At 69.8% G+C, this 14,679-nt stretch carries 18 protein-coding genes; 11 read left to right on the top strand and 7 right to left on the bottom strand.

Features of this window, described 5'->3' with window-relative positions; all coding sequences use genetic code 11:
* Window positions 1-18 precede the first annotated feature (18 nt).
* Entirely contained in the window at window positions 19-516 is a 498-nt protein-coding gene (locus QFZ67_RS16980; protein ID WP_307661935.1) for a hypothetical protein, read from the top strand.
* Here the strand turns inward: QFZ67_RS16980 and QFZ67_RS16975 are convergent.
* Window positions 438-2,630, bottom strand: a complete 2,193-nt coding sequence (locus tag QFZ67_RS16975; RefSeq protein ID WP_307661934.1) for an ABC transporter permease — start codon at window positions 2,628-2,630, stop codon at window positions 438-440. The two genes, QFZ67_RS16980 and QFZ67_RS16975, sit on opposite strands and share 79 nt — an antisense overlap.
* On the bottom strand, window positions 2,624-3,385 hold the full coding sequence (locus QFZ67_RS16970) for an ABC transporter ATP-binding protein (RefSeq protein WP_307661933.1): 762 nt from the start codon (window positions 3,383-3,385) through the stop codon (window positions 2,624-2,626). Before QFZ67_RS16970 ends, QFZ67_RS16975 begins: the two co-directional genes overlap by 7 nt.
* Before the next feature lie 93 nt (window positions 3,386-3,478).
* Here QFZ67_RS16970 and QFZ67_RS16965 point away from each other — a divergent pair, with 93 nt between their 5' ends.
* Both QFZ67_RS16965 and QFZ67_RS16960 read left to right on the top strand, forming a co-directional pair.
* Window positions 3,479-4,600 carry a DUF2786 domain-containing protein gene (locus tag QFZ67_RS16965; protein ID WP_307661932.1) on the top strand — a complete coding sequence of 374 codons (1,122 nt, stop codon included), beginning with the start codon at window positions 3,479-3,481 and terminating at the stop codon, window positions 4,598-4,600.
* Between the two features lie 145 nt (window positions 4,601-4,745).
* On the top strand, window positions 4,746-6,368 hold the full coding sequence (locus QFZ67_RS16960; RefSeq protein ID WP_307661931.1) for an NB-ARC domain-containing protein: 1,623 nt from the start codon (window positions 4,746-4,748) through the stop codon (window positions 6,366-6,368).
* Here the strand turns inward: QFZ67_RS16960 and QFZ67_RS16955 are convergent.
* From QFZ67_RS16955 to rpmB, 4 genes are all read right to left on the bottom strand, one after another.
* Window positions 6,304-6,978 carry a hypothetical protein gene (locus tag QFZ67_RS16955; RefSeq protein ID WP_307661930.1) on the bottom strand — a complete coding sequence of 225 codons (675 nt, stop codon included), beginning with the start codon at window positions 6,976-6,978 and terminating at the stop codon, window positions 6,304-6,306. The genes QFZ67_RS16960 and QFZ67_RS16955 overlap by 65 nt on opposite strands.
* 248 nt (window positions 6,979-7,226) lie before the next feature.
* Entirely contained in the window at window positions 7,227-7,691 is a 465-nt protein-coding gene (locus tag QFZ67_RS16950) for a hypothetical protein (protein ID WP_307661929.1), read from the bottom strand.
* Window positions 7,692-7,730: 39 nt separating this feature from the next.
* The gene (rpsN, locus tag QFZ67_RS16945) at window positions 7,731-8,036 is read right to left on the bottom strand and encodes a 30S ribosomal protein S14 (RefSeq protein WP_307661928.1); all 306 of its coding nucleotides are present in this window, start codon (window positions 8,034-8,036) and stop codon (window positions 7,731-7,733) included.
* Complete coding sequence (gene rpmB / locus QFZ67_RS16940; RefSeq protein ID WP_307661927.1) at window positions 8,036-8,272, bottom strand: 50S ribosomal protein L28; 237 nt, start codon at window positions 8,270-8,272, stop codon at window positions 8,036-8,038. Before rpmB ends, rpsN begins: the two co-directional genes overlap by 1 nt.
* Window positions 8,273-8,349: 77 nt before the next feature.
* Here rpmB and rpmG point away from each other — a divergent pair, with 77 nt between their 5' ends.
* The 5 genes from rpmG (at window position 8,350) to QFZ67_RS16915 (ending at window position 10,650) form a co-directional block, all read left to right on the top strand.
* Complete coding sequence (rpmG, locus tag QFZ67_RS16935; protein WP_307661926.1) at window positions 8,350-8,514, top strand: 50S ribosomal protein L33; 165 nt, start codon at window positions 8,350-8,352, stop codon at window positions 8,512-8,514.
* An 8-nt stretch (window positions 8,515-8,522) separates the two neighbouring features.
* Window positions 8,523-8,771 carry a type B 50S ribosomal protein L31 gene (locus tag QFZ67_RS16930; protein ID WP_307661925.1) on the top strand — a complete coding sequence of 83 codons (249 nt, stop codon included), beginning with the start codon at window positions 8,523-8,525 and terminating at the stop codon, window positions 8,769-8,771.
* On the top strand, window positions 8,768-9,904 hold the full coding sequence (locus tag QFZ67_RS16925; RefSeq protein WP_307661924.1) for a GTP-binding protein: 1,137 nt from the start codon (window positions 8,768-8,770) through the stop codon (window positions 9,902-9,904). Before QFZ67_RS16930 ends, QFZ67_RS16925 begins: the two co-directional genes overlap by 4 nt.
* Window positions 9,904-10,146, top strand: a complete 243-nt coding sequence (gene rpsR, locus QFZ67_RS16920; protein WP_307661923.1) for a 30S ribosomal protein S18 — start codon at window positions 9,904-9,906, stop codon at window positions 10,144-10,146. Before QFZ67_RS16925 ends, rpsR begins: the two co-directional genes overlap by 1 nt.
* Window positions 10,147-10,416: 270 nt before the next feature.
* Entirely contained in the window at window positions 10,417-10,650 is a 234-nt protein-coding gene (locus QFZ67_RS16915; protein ID WP_307661922.1) for a DUF397 domain-containing protein, read from the top strand.
* A gap of 100 nt (window positions 10,651-10,750) precedes the next feature.
* Here QFZ67_RS16915 and QFZ67_RS16910 read toward each other — a convergent pair whose 3' ends face one another.
* Window positions 10,751-11,269 (bottom strand): ATP-binding protein, encoded by a 519-nt coding sequence (locus QFZ67_RS16910; protein ID WP_307661921.1) that lies wholly within the window; start codon window positions 11,267-11,269, stop codon window positions 10,751-10,753.
* 344 nt (window positions 11,270-11,613) lie between these two features.
* Here QFZ67_RS16910 and QFZ67_RS16905 point away from each other — a divergent pair, with 344 nt between their 5' ends.
* The 3 genes from QFZ67_RS16905 to QFZ67_RS16895 all read left to right on the top strand — a co-directional run bounded on the left by QFZ67_RS16905 (window position 11,614) and on the right by QFZ67_RS16895 (window position 14,679).
* Window positions 11,614-12,477 carry a helix-turn-helix transcriptional regulator gene (locus tag QFZ67_RS16905; RefSeq protein WP_307661920.1) on the top strand — a complete coding sequence of 288 codons (864 nt, stop codon included), beginning with the start codon at window positions 11,614-11,616 and terminating at the stop codon, window positions 12,475-12,477.
* Window positions 12,478-12,536: 59 nt separating this feature from the next.
* Entirely contained in the window at window positions 12,537-13,994 is a 1,458-nt protein-coding gene (locus tag QFZ67_RS16900; RefSeq protein WP_307661919.1) for an aldehyde dehydrogenase family protein, read from the top strand.
* 133 nt (window positions 13,995-14,127) lie between these two features.
* A complete protein-coding gene (locus QFZ67_RS16895; protein WP_307661918.1) occupies window positions 14,128-14,679 on the top strand; it encodes a DinB family protein in 552 nt (183 codons plus the stop codon).

Here is a 14,679-nt window from a genome sequence, read left to right as displayed (position 1 = left end):
CGGCCCGAGCATGAACGCATGCTGAAGATGAGCGCTCTGCCGAATGTGCCGCGCTGGGCCGTGCTCGCGGCCCACGGCGTACCACTGGTCACCCTGCCGTCCGGGCTGTGGCGGATCGCCCTGGTCGCGGGGTTGCCGTTGCTCCCCCAGGCCGTCCCGAACTGGGGAGAGGGGCTGTACATCGTCATGCTCAGCGTGGTCTCGGAGTGCCTCGCGCTGCTGACCCTCGGGCTCGTCCGCCCGTGGGGCGAGCTGGTGCCCCACTGGATTCCGCTGATCGGCGGGCGGAGGGTGCGGCCGGGCGCCGCGGTGGTCCCGGCGCTGCTGGGTGCGGCCGGTCTGACCGGGCTCTGCGCCTGGTCGTTCTACGCCCAGTTCGCCGGTCTTGGCGACGGACTGGACGGCAATGCGCTCCAGGACGCGGTGCTGGTGGTCTGCTATGTCCCGCTGCTCGCCTGGCCTCCGCTGCTGGTTGCGGTGACGCTCGAGTACCGCCGGCGCCGTACGACGGCCTGAGTTCGGGCGCGGGTCGCCCGCCAGGCCGGGAGCAGTGCGGCCGCGATGGCGATCACCGCGCAGGCTCCCGCCGCCGCGCCGACCGTCCCCCATGGGACCGACACCGCGACGGGCGCGGACAGGGCGGCCAGCGCGGAGCCGAGTCCCGTGAGATTGACGGCGGTCACGGCCAGTCCAAGACCCGCGCCGATTCCGACCGCGAGCAGGGTCTCGCCCGCGACGACCCGCAGGATCTGGGCGCGGCTCGCGCCCGCCAGCCGTAGCGAGGTCAGCTCTCCCGCCCGTGCCGATGTGGCCATGAGCAGGGTCCCCGCCAGCGCGATCGCCGTGTAGACGAGGGCGATGCCGAGGACGACCAGCAGGCCCAGGCGGGTCTGCGGGCTGGTGCGGGGATGGGTGGCCGCCGCCCACGCGTCCGTCGTCCTGACCGTGCCGCCGGTGGTGCCCCGTAGCGCGTCAGTGGAGGCATCCAAGTCCGCTCCTTCCGCGAGCTGTACGTCGATACGGTCGGCCTTCGCCACGGGCGCGTTGGCTGCGGTGATGAACGCGCCGTTACTTCCGGTTCCGATGGCGAGTACGGCGGCGATACGCAGCGAGGCCGGGCGGCCGTCGCCGAGCCAGACGTCCACCGTCTCGCCCACCGTGTGCTTCTCCCACTCCTCGTTGACGACGATCGAACGGTCGTCGAGGTCGCGCAGATCACCCGCGACGACCGGCAGCCGGGCGAGGCTCGCGAAGGCGGCCGGGTCGGTGACGGCCCGGGCGTCGGATCGGATGAGGGCGGTGCCTTCCTCCCGTACGAAAACGGCGGTGGACGCGGAGGCGGAGAGTGTCGCCCCGGGGAGCTCGCCCGGCTCCACAGGCTTCAACTCATCGCCGTTGACGACGAGTTGGGCGGCGGTCTGGGTACGTGCCTCGGCCGCCTTCGCCTCCGTCACCGTCGCGGCGGAGCCGAGCAGCGAACCGGCCAGCGCGACCGTGACCAGGACCGGCGCGGCGACGGCAGCGGTCCGGCGTACGGCCGCCGCCGTGTTCTCCCGTACGAGCATCCCGGTGACCCCCGGCAGGGGCAGCAGCCCGGCCGTACGGCGTACGAGCAGCGGCGCGAGGAGGGCGACGGCGGTGATCAGGACCATCGGCTGTGTCGTGTACGTCTTGCGTTTCAGCAGGCCGGAGGGGTCCGTGGCGAGCGTCAAGACCAGCAGCCCGGCACCGGCTGCGAACAGCGCGAGCCCGGCCAGACGCCGCCCGAGCGGCATCGCGCCCGTGTCCACGTCCGCCTCGCGCAACGCCTCGATGGGGCCGATGCGGCCCGCCCGGCGCGATGCCGCCCACACTCCGGCGAGCGCGAACAACAGCCCGGTCCAGAAGGCGGCATGGAACGGCCAGGCGGCCTCGCGGATCGTGAACCACTCCGGCGCCACCTCCCCGTCGACCAGCAGCCGGGCGAGTCTCGGCGCACCCCACGCACCGAGCGCGCAGCCCGCCGCCGAGGCGAGCGTGCCGATGACGAGGGCCTCGGTCAGGAGCAGCCTGCGGATCTGGCCGGGGGTCGCGCCCGCCGTGCGCAGCAGTCCGAACTCCCTTCTGCGCAGCGCCACCGCGAAGGCGAACGTCGACGCGACGACGAAGACGGAGACGAAGGCGGACACGCCACCGGCCGTGCCGAGCAGGGAGTTCACGGCGACGAGGGCCTCGGCGTCGCGCTCGGGGTCCGGGTCGGCACGGCGGCGTTCGTCGCCGGTGAGCACCTGGGCGCGGTCGCCGACGACCTTGCGTACGGCCGCGGCCGGGGCGTCGACGCCGACCGCGTCCCGACCGCCCCGCTGCACCACCGGGCCGAGAGCGCGAAGCCGGTGCACGAGTTCGATATCCACAGGGTGTGGATGGGGCAGGGGCAGGCGGCGCCTGGACTCGACGGCGAGGGTGTCCGTCCCCATCACCACAACCGGCGAGGACGCGAACCGCTCGGGCGCGAGCTTCGGGGCGTCGAAGGTCGAGGCGAGGCCGAGCCCCATCGCGGCGATCAGCCCGACGCCGAGCGCGAGCGCGACGAAGCTCGCGACAAAGGTGGCCCAGCGGGCGCGCAGCGCGGCGAACGCGACGGTCAGCACGGCACGGCCTCCAGACCATCGAGTCCATCGAGTCCATCGAGACCATCCAGCCGCGCCAGCTGGGCGGCTACCCGCTCGGCACTCGGCGCGGCCAGCTCGCCGCCGACCCGCCCGTCGACCAGGAATACAACCCGGTCCGCGTACGCCGCCGCCACCGGATCATGGGTGACCATCACAATGGTCTGCCCTTTCCGGTCGACCAACTCCCGCAGCATGACCAGCACTTCACGGCTGGTCCCGGTGTCCAGCGCCCCGGTCGGCTCGTCGCCGAAGAGCACGGCGGGCCGCGTGATCAGCGCCCGCGCGATCGCCACCCGCTGTTGCTGCCCGCCGGACAGCTCCCCGGGCCGGTGCCGCGCCCGCCCTTCGAGCCCCACCCGGGCGAGCGCCTCCCGTATCTCCGTACGCGCCGGCCGCCTGCCCGCCAGCCGCAGTGGCAGGGCCACGTTCTGCGCGGCACTCAGCGAGGGGACCAGATTGAACGCCTGGAAGACGAATCCGATCCGCTCCCGCCGCAGCAGCGTGAGCCTCCGCTCGCTGAGCCCGCCCAGCGCGATCCCGTCGATCTCGACGCTCCCGGACGTGGGCCGGTCGAGCCCGGCGGCGCACTGGAGCAGCGTCGACTTGCCGGAACCGGACGGCCCCATGACCGCGGTGAAGGAGCCGGCGCGGAGGTCGAGGTCGACGCCGTCGAGGGCGGTGACGTCGCCGTAGGCCTTGCGGACGGCCCGGAGCCGTACGGGGTTGGTGTCCATGCCTCCAGGCTTCCGTTTCCCGGGGCGGTGATCACGACCACTGGGGGGCGTCCTGGCGGTAGGGCCTGCCCTACCCCGTGGGATCATCTGGGCGTGAGCACGGTCGGCACGGTGGAGAAGGCCCTCGCCGTCGCGCTGTACGCCGACGGGGACGAAGGGCTGGACACCGGTGCGTCCCTGCTCGCCGCCGATCCGTCCGCCGACGCGGTACTGCGGCTGCGCGGCGAGGAGCTCCTACGCAGTGCCTGGGAGCGCGGCTGGCAGCCGGCCGACGTCGTACGGATCGTCCGGCACGACCTGGACGAGGCGCATGAACGGCTGGTCGCCGCGCTGATCGTGGGGGAGGGCGGGCGGTACGCACACCTCGCCCCACGCTGGCGGGCCCAGCTCGACGAGCTGAAGCGGGCCCCTTACGCCGCGGACCGCTTCTCGTACGCCACCGCCGTACTGGAGCTGTACCGGCTGCTGCTCCGGCTCCCGGCGATCGAACCGGTCGGCCCGGTCCCCGGCGCACCCTTCTCCGCCGAGCCCGCCCCGCACGAGCCGCGCATGCTGACCCGCATCCGCGCCCTGCTCGCCAAGGCGGAGGCGACCGGCTACCCCGAGGAGGCGGAGGCGCTCACCGCGAAGGCGCAGGAACTGATGGCCCGCCACAGCCTCGACGAGGCGCTGCTCGCCGCCCGGACCCACCGCCCCGACGCACCCGCCGCCTGCCGTATCGGCGTGGACGCCCCGTACGAAACGGCCAAGGCGATCCTCCTCGACGCGGTCGCCTCCGCGAACCGCTGCCGGGCGGTGTGGAACAGCGCCTTCGGCTTCTCGACGGTCGTCGGCTTCGACGGCGACCTCGAGGCGGTCGAGCTGCTGTACACCTCGCTGCTGGTCCAGGGGACGACGGCGATGACCCGGGCGGAGGCGGGCCAGCGCGCGGGCGGCCGCAAGCGTACGAAGACCTTCCGCCAGTCGTTCCTGATGGCGTACGCCCACCGGCTGGGCGAGCGGCTCGCGGCGGTGGCGGACGAAGTGGTGACCGCGGACCTGCTGCCGGTGCTGGCGTCGCGGGACGTGGCTGTCACGGACCGCGCGGAGGAGATGTTCCCGCAGACGACGACCACGCGGGTCCGCGGCGTGACGGACGAAGCGGGCTGGACCCACGGCAGGGCGGCGGCGGACAACGCGCAGGTGTCGAAGACGCACCCCCGCATCACTCCTTGACGAAGTCCGAGTATCGGCTGTGCTGATGTGCGGTACTTCGTGTGGATGCCTGGCCTGAGTCGTGCTTGACCGGTTGCCAGGGTGCCTGATGCGCTTGGGCAGTTGGGGTGTCGATCTCGGGGGTCTCATGAGGATGAGGCGAGGCATGGCGATCGCCGTTGTCGCCGGTGGCGGCGCGGCGACGACCATGCTCGTGGGGCTGGTCACGAACGCGGTGTCGGAGCAGTCTCGCTGGCCTTCCTGGCTCGGCTGGATGCAACAGCGCCCATGGCTGTCATTCGCCATGCTGGGCGTGGTGCTGGTCGGTCTGACCGCGCTGCTCGCCGCTCTGGCCGACATCGGTACGCCGGAGAACAATCAGCAGCCGCTCGTCCCGCCGGACGATGAGACGGGGCCTCCGGGGGCGGCCCTGGTGCTGCGGTCACTGCCGCGGGACACTGCGGCGTTCACCAACCGTTCGGAGGAGCTCTCGCGGTTGGTAGGTTCGGTGGAAGCCTCCCAGGGGAGTGGGGAGTCGCTGCCGGTGCATGTGATCGACGGGATGCCGGGGGTCGGGAAGACGACGTTCGCGGTGCACGCCGGACATGTGCTGGCGAATCGGTTTCCGGACGGGCAGCTCTTCGTGAACCTGAACGGGCATACCCCGGGGCGGAGCCCGGTGCAGGCGGCTGATGCCCTGGCCTCGCTGTTGGCAGCCACGGGGGTGCCCGCGCAGCGGATACCGGTCGGGGATGACGCAGGGGTGGTCACCCAGGCGCGGGCCGCCATGTGGCGGAGCCGACTGGCCGACAAACAGGCGTTGCTCATCCTCGACAACGCAGCCAGCTACCGGCAGTTGGAGCCGCTGCTTCCCGGCGGGAGCGGCTGTCTCGTCCTGGTGACCAGCCGGAGGCGGCTGGCGGCGCACGAGGAGGTGGTGCTGGCGGTCGAGGCGCTGCCGCGGGATCATGCGATCGATCTCTTCACGAGGCTGAGTGGGCGATCGGCGGAGAGCTTTGAGAGGGCCGTGCTGGAGGAGCTGGTGCAGCTCTGCGGATATCTGCCGCTGGGCGTGTCTTTGCTGGCCGCTCGGCTGCGTCACCATCCGGCGTGGAGTGCCGAGGATCTGAGGGGGCGGCTGCTGGCTGCACGGGACCGGCTGGGAGAGATGCGCGCCGGCGAGCGCGCGGTGGCCGCGACGTTCGATCTCTCCTACCAGGACCTTCCGCCAGAGCTGCAACGGTTCTTCCGACAGCTCGGCTTCTATCCGGGCACGGACATTGACGCACATATCAGCGCCGCGCTTGACTCGATTCCGGTGGCGGTGGCCCGCCGGTACCTCGACGCGCTCTACGACGACCATCTGATCGAGGAGAACCCGGGGAGCCGCTACCGGCTGCACGACCTCTTACGTGACTACGCCCGCGGGCTCGCCGACGAGGGGGACAGTATGGATCACACTCAGGCTGTGCAGCGCGTGTGCACCTACTACCTGGCCACCCTCGCCGACGTGAACAGACACTTGGCCCGTGGTGGCGCGACAACGGTCGCGCCGCCTCCGCCCGCTCCCGGCGGGGCGCCGACCGTGGAGAGGCCGGCTCTGCCGCGTCATCGGCGCGAAGGGGTGTGGTTGGGGGGCCGACAGCAAGACGGTGTGGTGCGAGCTGGAGGATGCGTAGTTCAGCGGCGGCCCCCTGCCCCGGGACAGAGCAGGGGGCCGTGTGTCAACGCTCCTGGACGAACGCCCTGCCCTCGTGGGCGTCAGCGGAGCAGGACTTCTTCTCCGTAGCGGTCATCTTGCGGCTCTTGACGACCACCGCGTTGCTCTTGCCGTCCGTGCCGTTCGCGGCCGGCCCGGTGATGGTGTCCTGCCAGAACCAGTAGTAGTGGCCCCACTTGGGGCTGTCGTAGTGGGTCTGCCAGGTGCCGGAGACCATCTGCATCACCTGGGCGCGGGAGATCCAGCCCACTTCACCGGGCTTGACCGTCATGCCCAGGGAGCTGCTCTCCGAGTGCGTGCTCGACCAGCTGTGGTTGTAGCTTGCCGTCACGCTCAGGTCCACAATGCCCGCGATCTTGCCGCCCGCGGTGACCGAGACGCCGACCGAGTCGGTGGAGCCCACGGTGTCGTTCCAGGTCATGGACTGAGTGGCGTCCGAGGTACTGCAGTTGAACAGCGAGTCGGAGACCTGGTGGAACCGACCCAGGTACGCCTGGCCGAGCTGCGGCGAATTGAAGGTGCACTTGCCCTCGCCCGAGGCGCAGTCCGCCGTGAGCTGCTGCCGTGTCGGCTGCTCCTCGGCGAACGCGGACGGGGTGGCGGCCACGGCCATCCCGCATGCGGCCACGGTCGTGGCCAGTAACCGGCCGCCGTACCGTATGACGCGGTTGTTCGTCATTCTGATGCCTTTCGCATGTGCTGGGGGGTCGGTGAAGCCGCCTGCGGGATACGGGACTTGAGGCACCCCCGATGCCCGCGGGAGATCACCGCCTGGTGCGCAAGTGATTGTCCTGACAACGGGCCCGTCGCGCCAGGGTGGTCCCGGCCGCCCGTCCGGATTGCGATCGGCACAACGACGACGGGCCGCGAACCCGTGCAGGGTCCGCGGCCCGTAATCGACCTCGTACGTCAGAGACGTCAGGAGCGTCAGGGAGTCGGGATGCCGGTCGGCAGCCCCGTCGGCAACTTGCCCGGGTCGGTCTTGGTGAGCGTGTCCTTCGCGCCGGCGTCCCACGAGACAACCAGGGTCGTGCCGTCGTTGGACTCGATCGAGCCCATCGTGCGGTCGGTGTTCCCGTCGGCGCACTTCAGGGACAGCATCGGCTTGCCATGGTCCGTCACCTGGCCTGTGCAGACGTGCCCGTCGGCAACGACGGCCGCGATCTTGCCCGAGACGGACAGCGCGACGGTCTTGCCGTCGGTGACACCGGCCCAGGCGCCCTCGATGCTCCCACTCGCGGCCGCGCCGTCGCCGTCGCCGCCGCCCGTCTCCGTCGGCTTGGCAGACGTCTTGTCCTTGCCGGAGTCGTTGTCGCCGCTGCTGCAGCCGGTCAGCGCCAGAGCGGCGACGAGACCCGCCGCGACCACTGAAGTACGTACGCGCTTGTGCACTTGTCGGTCCCCCGTTGTCGGTTTCAAGACCGCGCCAAGTTACCAGGAGGCCTTACGAACTCCCGGGAGGAATCCGGCGTGTGCCTGCTCACGGAGCCGCACGCGCGAAATGCCGAACTTCCGCAGATGTCCGCGCGGCCGGCCGTCCACGCTGTCCCGGTTCCGCACCCGCGTCGCGCTCGCGTCGCGCGGCTGACGCCGCAACTCGGCCTGCGCGGCGACCCGTTCGTCCGCGCTCGCGTCCGGGCGGCGGATGATCTCCTTCAACTCCGCCCGCCGCTCGGCGTATCGCTCGACGACTTCCTTACGCCGCTCATTGCGGGCGATCTTGCTCTTCTTTGCCATCAGACCTTCACCCCGCGGGCACGGATGCGGGCCACGGCGGCCTCGATCCCGATCGTGTCAATGGCCTTGATCGCGCGGGCGCTCAGCGTGAGCCGGACATGGCGGCCCTCGCTCGGCAGCCAGTAGCGCTTGCGCTGGATGTTGGGGTCGAAGCGGCGCGACGTGCGCCGGTGCGAGTGGGAGATGTTGTTGCCGAAGCCCGGCTGGGCGCCGGTCAGCTGGCAGTGGGCGGACACAGGTGATTCACCTCTCGTTGACGGGGTCCATGGCGGGGCCCATTTGGTAATGGAAACCATTTCCATATACTAGCCTCATGGCCCGCAACGAACTCCGCCCCGTCATCAAGCTCCGCTCCACAGCAGGCACCGGCTACACCTACGTGACCCGCAAGAACCGCCGTAACGACCCCGACCGCATGACGCTGCGCAAGTACGACCCGATGGTCGGCAAGCACGTCGACTTCCGAGAGGAGCGCTGAACAGCGCGATGAAGTCCGGTATCCACCCCCCGTACGGCCCCGTCGTCTTCCGCGACAAGGTGGCCGATTTCGCCATCCTCACCCGCTCCACCGCCACCAGCGAGAAGACGGTCGAGTGGGAGGACGGCAACACCTACCCCGTCATCGACGTCGAGATCTCCTCCGCGAGCCACCCCTTCTATACGGGGACCGCGCGGGTGCTCGACACGGCCGGGCGAGTGGAGCGCTTCGAGCGGCGGTACGGAGGACGAGCGTGAGGCTCCCCGTCGTGCTCGTCGCCGGGCTGCACTCCGACGCCCGCAAGGCCGCCGTGGAGCGGCTGCTGGCCACGGTGCCCGGCAGCGTCGCGCTCCACCACGACCTGTCGACCGCCGCGCAGGGGACGGTAGTACGGAGCGTCCGCGACGCACACGGCGTGCAGAACACCGGCGAGACGCCGCTGGTCAACGACTGCGCCTGCTGTGCGCTGCGCGAGGACCTGGTGCCCGAGCTGGAACGGCTCGCGGACGGCGGCACGACCCGGCTCGCGGTCGTCGAGCTGTGGGACTCGGTCGAACCGAAGGCGATGGCCGAGGTCGTCGAGGCGCACGGCGGCGAACGCCTCACCGTCACCTCGGTGATGACCGCCGTCGACCCGGCCCTGCTGCTGCCCTACCTCGGCAACGGCGACGATCTGATCGACGTGGGGCTCGCGGCCGCCACCAGCGACCAGCGCACGGTCGCCGACACCTGGGCGCGCCAGTTGGAGTACGCGCCCGTGCTCGCCGTCGTCGACAGCGAGGAGGCCGACGACGAGGACCGCGCGCTGCTCGCCCAGCTGCACCCGACCGCCCGCCAAGTCGAGGTCGGCGGAGCCGAATTGGCCGCCGCCGCGCTGGCCGGCTTCGACGTGGAGGCGGCCGCTGCCGCCCAGCATCCGGCCTGTGCGCTGCTGCCGCAGGAGGCGGACGACTGCGGGGTCGGTACGTACGTCTGGCACCGCCGCCGCCCCTTCCACCCGGAGCGGCTCTACCAGGCGCTGGAGGACCTGACCTGCGCGGCTGCCCGCAGTCGCGGCCGCTTCTGGCTCGCGGACCGCCCGGACACCCTGCTGGCCTGGGACGCGGCGGGCGGCGCGCTCTGCGTGGAGAACGCGGGCCCCTGGCTCGCCTCGCTGCCGGACGCGGCCTGGGACCTGGTCCCGCCGGTCCGCCGGGCCGCGGCCGCGCTGGACTGGCACCCCGAGCACGGGGACTGCTGCCAGCACCTGGTCTTCACCTCACCGGGACTGGACCGCCACGGCCTGGAACAGCTCCTCGAATCCTGCCTGCTGACCGATGCCGAGTACGCCGCTGGCCGCGAGGCCTGGAAACGGCTGCCGCCTGCCTTCGACTCCCTCCTGGAGGTCTGATGTCCCCCCGCCGCACCGACCCGCGCAAGCCCGTCAAGTCCCGCCCCAACCCGCTGGACCAGGCGAAGATCACGTACATCGACTACAAGGACACGGACCTGCTGCGGAGGTTCATTTCCGACCGCGGCAAGATCCGCAGCCGCCGGGTGACCCGGGTGAGCGCCCAGCAGCAGCGTCTGCTGGCCCGTGCGATCAAGAACGCCCGTGAGATGGCGCTGCTGCCGTACTCCTCCGGAAAGTGATGCGCAGGAGACTTCGCCCGGGCTCCCCGGATCACCTCAAGGTGCTCCGGGGGGCCCGGACTTTTACCTGGGCCTGGGAGCCAGAAGGGCGTGGAACACGTCTCTTCCTTGTGCACGAGAGATTCGATCACCCGCTGGAGAAGCTGTAACCGAGGGAACACCCCGCGTGCACGTGCATCTGCCCGTGCAGCCGTTCATGCATTGGCATATGAAACACAGCTATGATCCGGGACAGTTGACACCTGCACCTTGTACCCCGGGAGCGTTCTCGTGCACCACGCGTACAACGGCATGGCGGCCACGGAGCTTCACGGGGTCGTCTGGCAGAAGAGCAGACACAGCAACTCCCAGGGATCCTGCGTGGAGTTCGCCAAACTGCCGGGCGGAGACGTGGCGATGCGCAATTCACGGCACCCCGACGGCCCCGCCCTGGTCTATACGCCCGCCGAGATAGAAGCGTTGCTGCTGGGCGTCAAGGACGGGGAGTTCGACCACCTGGTCTAGGCGTCCGGGTTCGTGGGTGCTGTGGGCCAGGGGGCGTTGGTGGTTGCTGTCCGGTGGGTGGCTTCGCGAGCCAGCCGCCAGACTGCTCGGCCCCGGCGGCCTAGCCCAGCCGGAACAGTGCCCAGACGACCTTGCCGTGCAGCGACCCGGCCAGTGGGTGCCAGCCCCAGCTGTCGCTGAAGGAATCCACCAGAAACAGACCGCGGCCCGACTCTGCACCCCCGCTCGGGTCGGGAAAAGGGGCGTCCTCGCTGTCGCCGGACGCCCCTGGACTGTCGTGGCTGGGATCGCGCACCGCGCATACCAGCCGGCTCGTCCAGCGCATCAAATGCAGCCGTACGGGCGGATCCTGGGACTCCCGGATCTCCCGCGGGGTGTCGGCGGGCAGCGCGTGCCGCAGTGCGTTGGTGACAAGTTCGGAAACGACCAGCGCGACATCGTCGAAACGGTCGTTGAGCTCCCACTGCCCGAGCGTCGCCTTGGTGAACTGCCGTGCTCCGCGCACCGCTTCATAGCGGGCGGGCAGGGCGCACGAGGCTGAGCTGGAAACCGCTGCGGGATCGATTGGGGGCAGCCCCTGCCGTAACGGCTCGAGCATGGTCGATCCATTCGGTCCCATGCGAGGCACTCCCAGGAATCGCGGCTGTGACGCTACAACACGAACGAGCACGCAGGTGCGCGAGGACCATGGTTCCCAATGCGTAGAGCAGATGCAAGGGCAGATGCACGTGCACGTGCCCGACCTGTCCGCCCAGGTGCCGGTTCTTACTCATTTCTTCCGCAGATCTCTTTCACCCCCTTCCCAAGGCCGTCTCATTTCCGTAATCGAATGAGTACGGGCTGAAGCGTTTTGGTGGCAGAATCCCGGTCTCGGGGTTCGGGGGCACTCCGCGAGACAGGCATCGACACACATCGGCACACACATCGACGTAGCGAGACCTAGCGATGGGGAGGGTTGGAGTCGTGACCGCAGGCGAGTCTTCCGGTTCCGTGGTGCGGCGCATCCTGTTGGGCTCCCAACTGAGGCGGCTGCGCGAGTCGCGCGGCATCACCCGCGAGGCGGCTGGTTACTCCATCCGCGCATCCGAATCCAAGATCAGCCGCATGGAGTTGGGACGGGTGAGTTTCAAGGCGAGGGACGTCGAGGATCTGCTGACGCTCTATGGGGTCGCCGACGAATCCGAGCGCGGGTCCCTCCTCGGCCTCGCCAAGGAGGCCAATGTCGCCGGGTGGTGGCACAGCTTCGGCGACGTGCTGCCCGGCTGGTTCCAGACATATGTCGGCCTGGAAGGCGCCGCCTCGCTCATCCGAATCTACGAAGTGCAGTTCGTACACGGCCTGCTGCAGACCGAGTCGTACGCGCACGCGGTCGTCACCCGCGGCATCCCCGACGCCCCGCGCGCCGAGATCGACCGCCGGGTCGCGCTCCGCCTGGAGCGCCAGAAGGTCCTCGTCTCCGAGCGCGCGCCCCGCTTCCACGCCATCCTCGACGAGGCAGCCCTGCGCCGCCCGTACGGCGACCGGGCGGTGATGCAGAGCCAATTGAGGCATCTGATCGAGATCTCCGAGCAGTCGAACATCACCCTGCAGGTGATGCCCTTCAGCTTCGGCGGGCACGCGGGCGAGAGCGGCTCCTTCACCATGCTGCGCTTTCCCGAGTCGGACCTCTCCGACATCGTCTATCTGGAGCAGCTCACCAGCGCCCTCTACCTGGACAAGCGCGAGGAGGTCACTCAGTACGAACGAGTGATGGAGCGTCTTCAGCAGGAGAGCCCGGATCCGGCCGAGAGCCGGGATCTTCTCCGTGGTCTACTCCAACTCATCTGAAACACAAGTACGATGACGTGAAGTCAGGCATCTGCTTCTGCAGTAAGGAATCGGATCACATGTCCTTCTTCACCGAGCTGGCCCACCAGTACATCGATGGCGAGTGGAGGCCGGGAAGCGGCTCCTGGGACATCATCGATTTCAACCCGTACGACGGGGAGAAGCTGGCCTCGATCCCGGTCGCCACCGCAGCGGAGGTGGACCAGGCCTACCGTGCCGCGGAGCGCGCGCAGGAAGCCTGGGCTGCGACCAATCCGTACGCCCGCCGACTGGTCTTCGAGCGCGCGCTGCGGATCATCGAGGACCGCGAGCAGGAGATCACCGAGACGATCATCGCGGAGCTGGGCGGCACGCATCTCAAGGCGGCCTTCGAACTGCACCTCGCCAAGGAGTTCCTGCGCGAGGCGGTGCAGCTCTCCCTGCGGCCCGAGGGCCGGATCCTCCCCTCGCCGGTCGACGGCAAGGAGAACCGTGTCTACCGCCTGCCGGTCGGCGTCGTGGGCGTCATCAGCCCCTTCAACTTCCCCTTCCTGCTGTCGATCAAGTCGGTGGCCCCGGCGCTGGCGCTGGGCAACGCGGTGGTCCTCAAGCCACACCAGAACACCCCGATCTGCGGTGGGTCCCTGGTGGCCAAGGTCTTCGAGGACGCGGGCCTGCCCGCAGGACTCCTGAACGTCGTCATCACCGACATAGCCGAGATAGGCGACGCGCTGCTGGAGCACCCGGTGCCGAAGGCCATCTCCTTCACCGGCTCCGACAAGGTGGGCAAGCATGTCGCCACCGTCTGCGCGGCCAACTTCAAGCGCGCCATTCTCGAACTGGGCGGCAACAGCGCGCTGATCGTGCTGGAGGACGCCGACATCGACTACGCGGTGGACGCGGCGGTCTTCAGCCGTTACGTGCACCAGGGCCAGGTCTGCATGGCCGCCAACCGCGTCCTGGTGGACCGGAGCGTGGAGAAGGAGTTCACCGAGAAGTTCGTCGCCAAGGTCAAGACCCTCAAGGTCGGCGACCCGGCGGACCCGCAGACCCACATCGGCCCGCTCATCAACTCCTCGCAGGCCGACGCGGTCACGGCGCTGGTCGACCAGACCGTCGAGGCCGGTGCGACCGCGCTGCTGCACGGGACGTCCGAGGGCAATCTCGTGGGCCCGTCGGTGCTGACCGGTCTCGAGGCCGACTCGCCGGTCCTGCAGCAGGAGATCTTCGGCCCGGTCGCGCTGATCGTGCCGTTCGACGGGGAGGACGAGGCGGTCAGGATCGCCAATGACACTCCGTACGGACTGAGCGGCGCGGTGCACACCGGTGACATCGAGCGGGGTGTACGGATCGCCCAGCGGATCAACACCGGAATGATCCACATCAACGACAGCACCGTCCACGACGAGCCGATCGTCCCCTTCGGCGGCGAGAAGCACTCCGGCAGCGGGCGGCTGAACGGCGAGTCGATGATCGAGGCGTTCACCACGCAGAAGTGGATCTCGGTGCAGCACGGCCGCTCGCAGTTCCCCTTCTGATATCTCCGCGGCCTGAGATCTCGGCGATCTGACATCTCCGCGACGCCGGACCCTTGCGGACAGAAGCTGACCGCAAGGGTCCGTAGCTTGGTCGTTGTCAGGACGGCACGCCAAGCTCGGAGGGGCGGACATCATGGTCACTCACGTTCCCGCAGAAGCCCACGGCGACGAGCGCGGCGCGCTCCTCTCCTTCGTCGAGGCGCAGCGCGGCGCGATCCGCCGCTCGGTTCTCGGACTGACCGAGGAGCAGGCGGCGAGCCGCCCGAGCGCCAGCGAGCTCTCGCTGTCCGGACTGCTCAAGCATGTCGCGGAGACGGAGCTGAACTGGCTGCGGATGGCGCAGCAGAAGCCGAACGACAAGGCGCGCAACGAGGAGACCTGGGGCGACAGCTTCCGGCTTGTCGGCGAGGAGACGATCCCGGGGATGCTGGCCTTCTGGGACTCGGTCGCCAAGGAGACCGACGAGTTCATCCACTCCGTGCCCAGCCTGGACGACACCTTCCCGCTGCCCGCCGCGCCGTGGTTCCCCAAGGACGGCGCGGTGTCGATGCGCTGGCTGATGCTGCATCTGGTGGAGGAGATCGGCCGGCACGCGGGCCACGCGGACATCATCCGCGAGTCGCTGGACGGCAAGGGCGCATTCGAGCTGGTGGCGCTGGAGAGCGGACAGAGCTGGGGCGAGTAG

It is taken from the genome of Streptomyces sp. V1I1, from assembly GCF_030817355.1.
Classification (GTDB): Bacteria; Actinomycetota; Actinomycetes; order Streptomycetales; family Streptomycetaceae; genus Streptomyces.
The sequence above is the reverse complement of the archived record's forward strand: the minus strand, read 5'-3'. Positions and strand labels throughout refer to the sequence as shown.

Bases quoted from the DNA above. Each gene is read 5' to 3' on its own strand.
- QFZ67_RS16980 (WP_307661935.1), top strand. From the start codon at position 19: ATGCTGAAGATGAGCGCTCTGCCGAATGTGCCGCGCTGGGCCGTGCTC.
- QFZ67_RS16970 (WP_307661933.1), bottom strand. From the start codon at position 3,385: ATGGACACCAACCCCGTACGGCTCCGGGCCGTCCGCAAGGCCTACGGC.
- QFZ67_RS16960 (WP_307661931.1), top strand. From the start codon at position 4,746: ATGGCGATCGCCGTTGTCGCCGGTGGCGGCGCGGCGACGACCATGCTC.
- QFZ67_RS16955 (WP_307661930.1), bottom strand. From the start codon at position 6,978: ATGACGAACAACCGCGTCATACGGTACGGCGGCCGGTTACTGGCCACG.
- rpsN (WP_307661928.1), bottom strand. From the start codon at position 8,036: ATGGCAAAGAAGAGCAAGATCGCCCGCAATGAGCGGCGTAAGGAAGTC.
- rpmG (WP_307661926.1), top strand. From the start codon at position 8,350: ATGGCCCGCAACGAACTCCGCCCCGTCATCAAGCTCCGCTCCACAGCA.
- QFZ67_RS16930 (WP_307661925.1), top strand. From the start codon at position 8,523: ATGAAGTCCGGTATCCACCCCCCGTACGGCCCCGTCGTCTTCCGCGAC.
- rpsR (WP_307661923.1), top strand. From the start codon at position 9,904: ATGTCCCCCCGCCGCACCGACCCGCGCAAGCCCGTCAAGTCCCGCCCC.
- QFZ67_RS16910 (WP_307661921.1), bottom strand. From the start codon at position 11,269: ATGGGACCGAATGGATCGACCATGCTCGAGCCGTTACGGCAGGGGCTG.
- QFZ67_RS16900 (WP_307661919.1), top strand. From the start codon at position 12,537: ATGTCCTTCTTCACCGAGCTGGCCCACCAGTACATCGATGGCGAGTGG.
- QFZ67_RS16895 (WP_307661918.1), top strand. From the start codon at position 14,128: ATGGTCACTCACGTTCCCGCAGAAGCCCACGGCGACGAGCGCGGCGCG.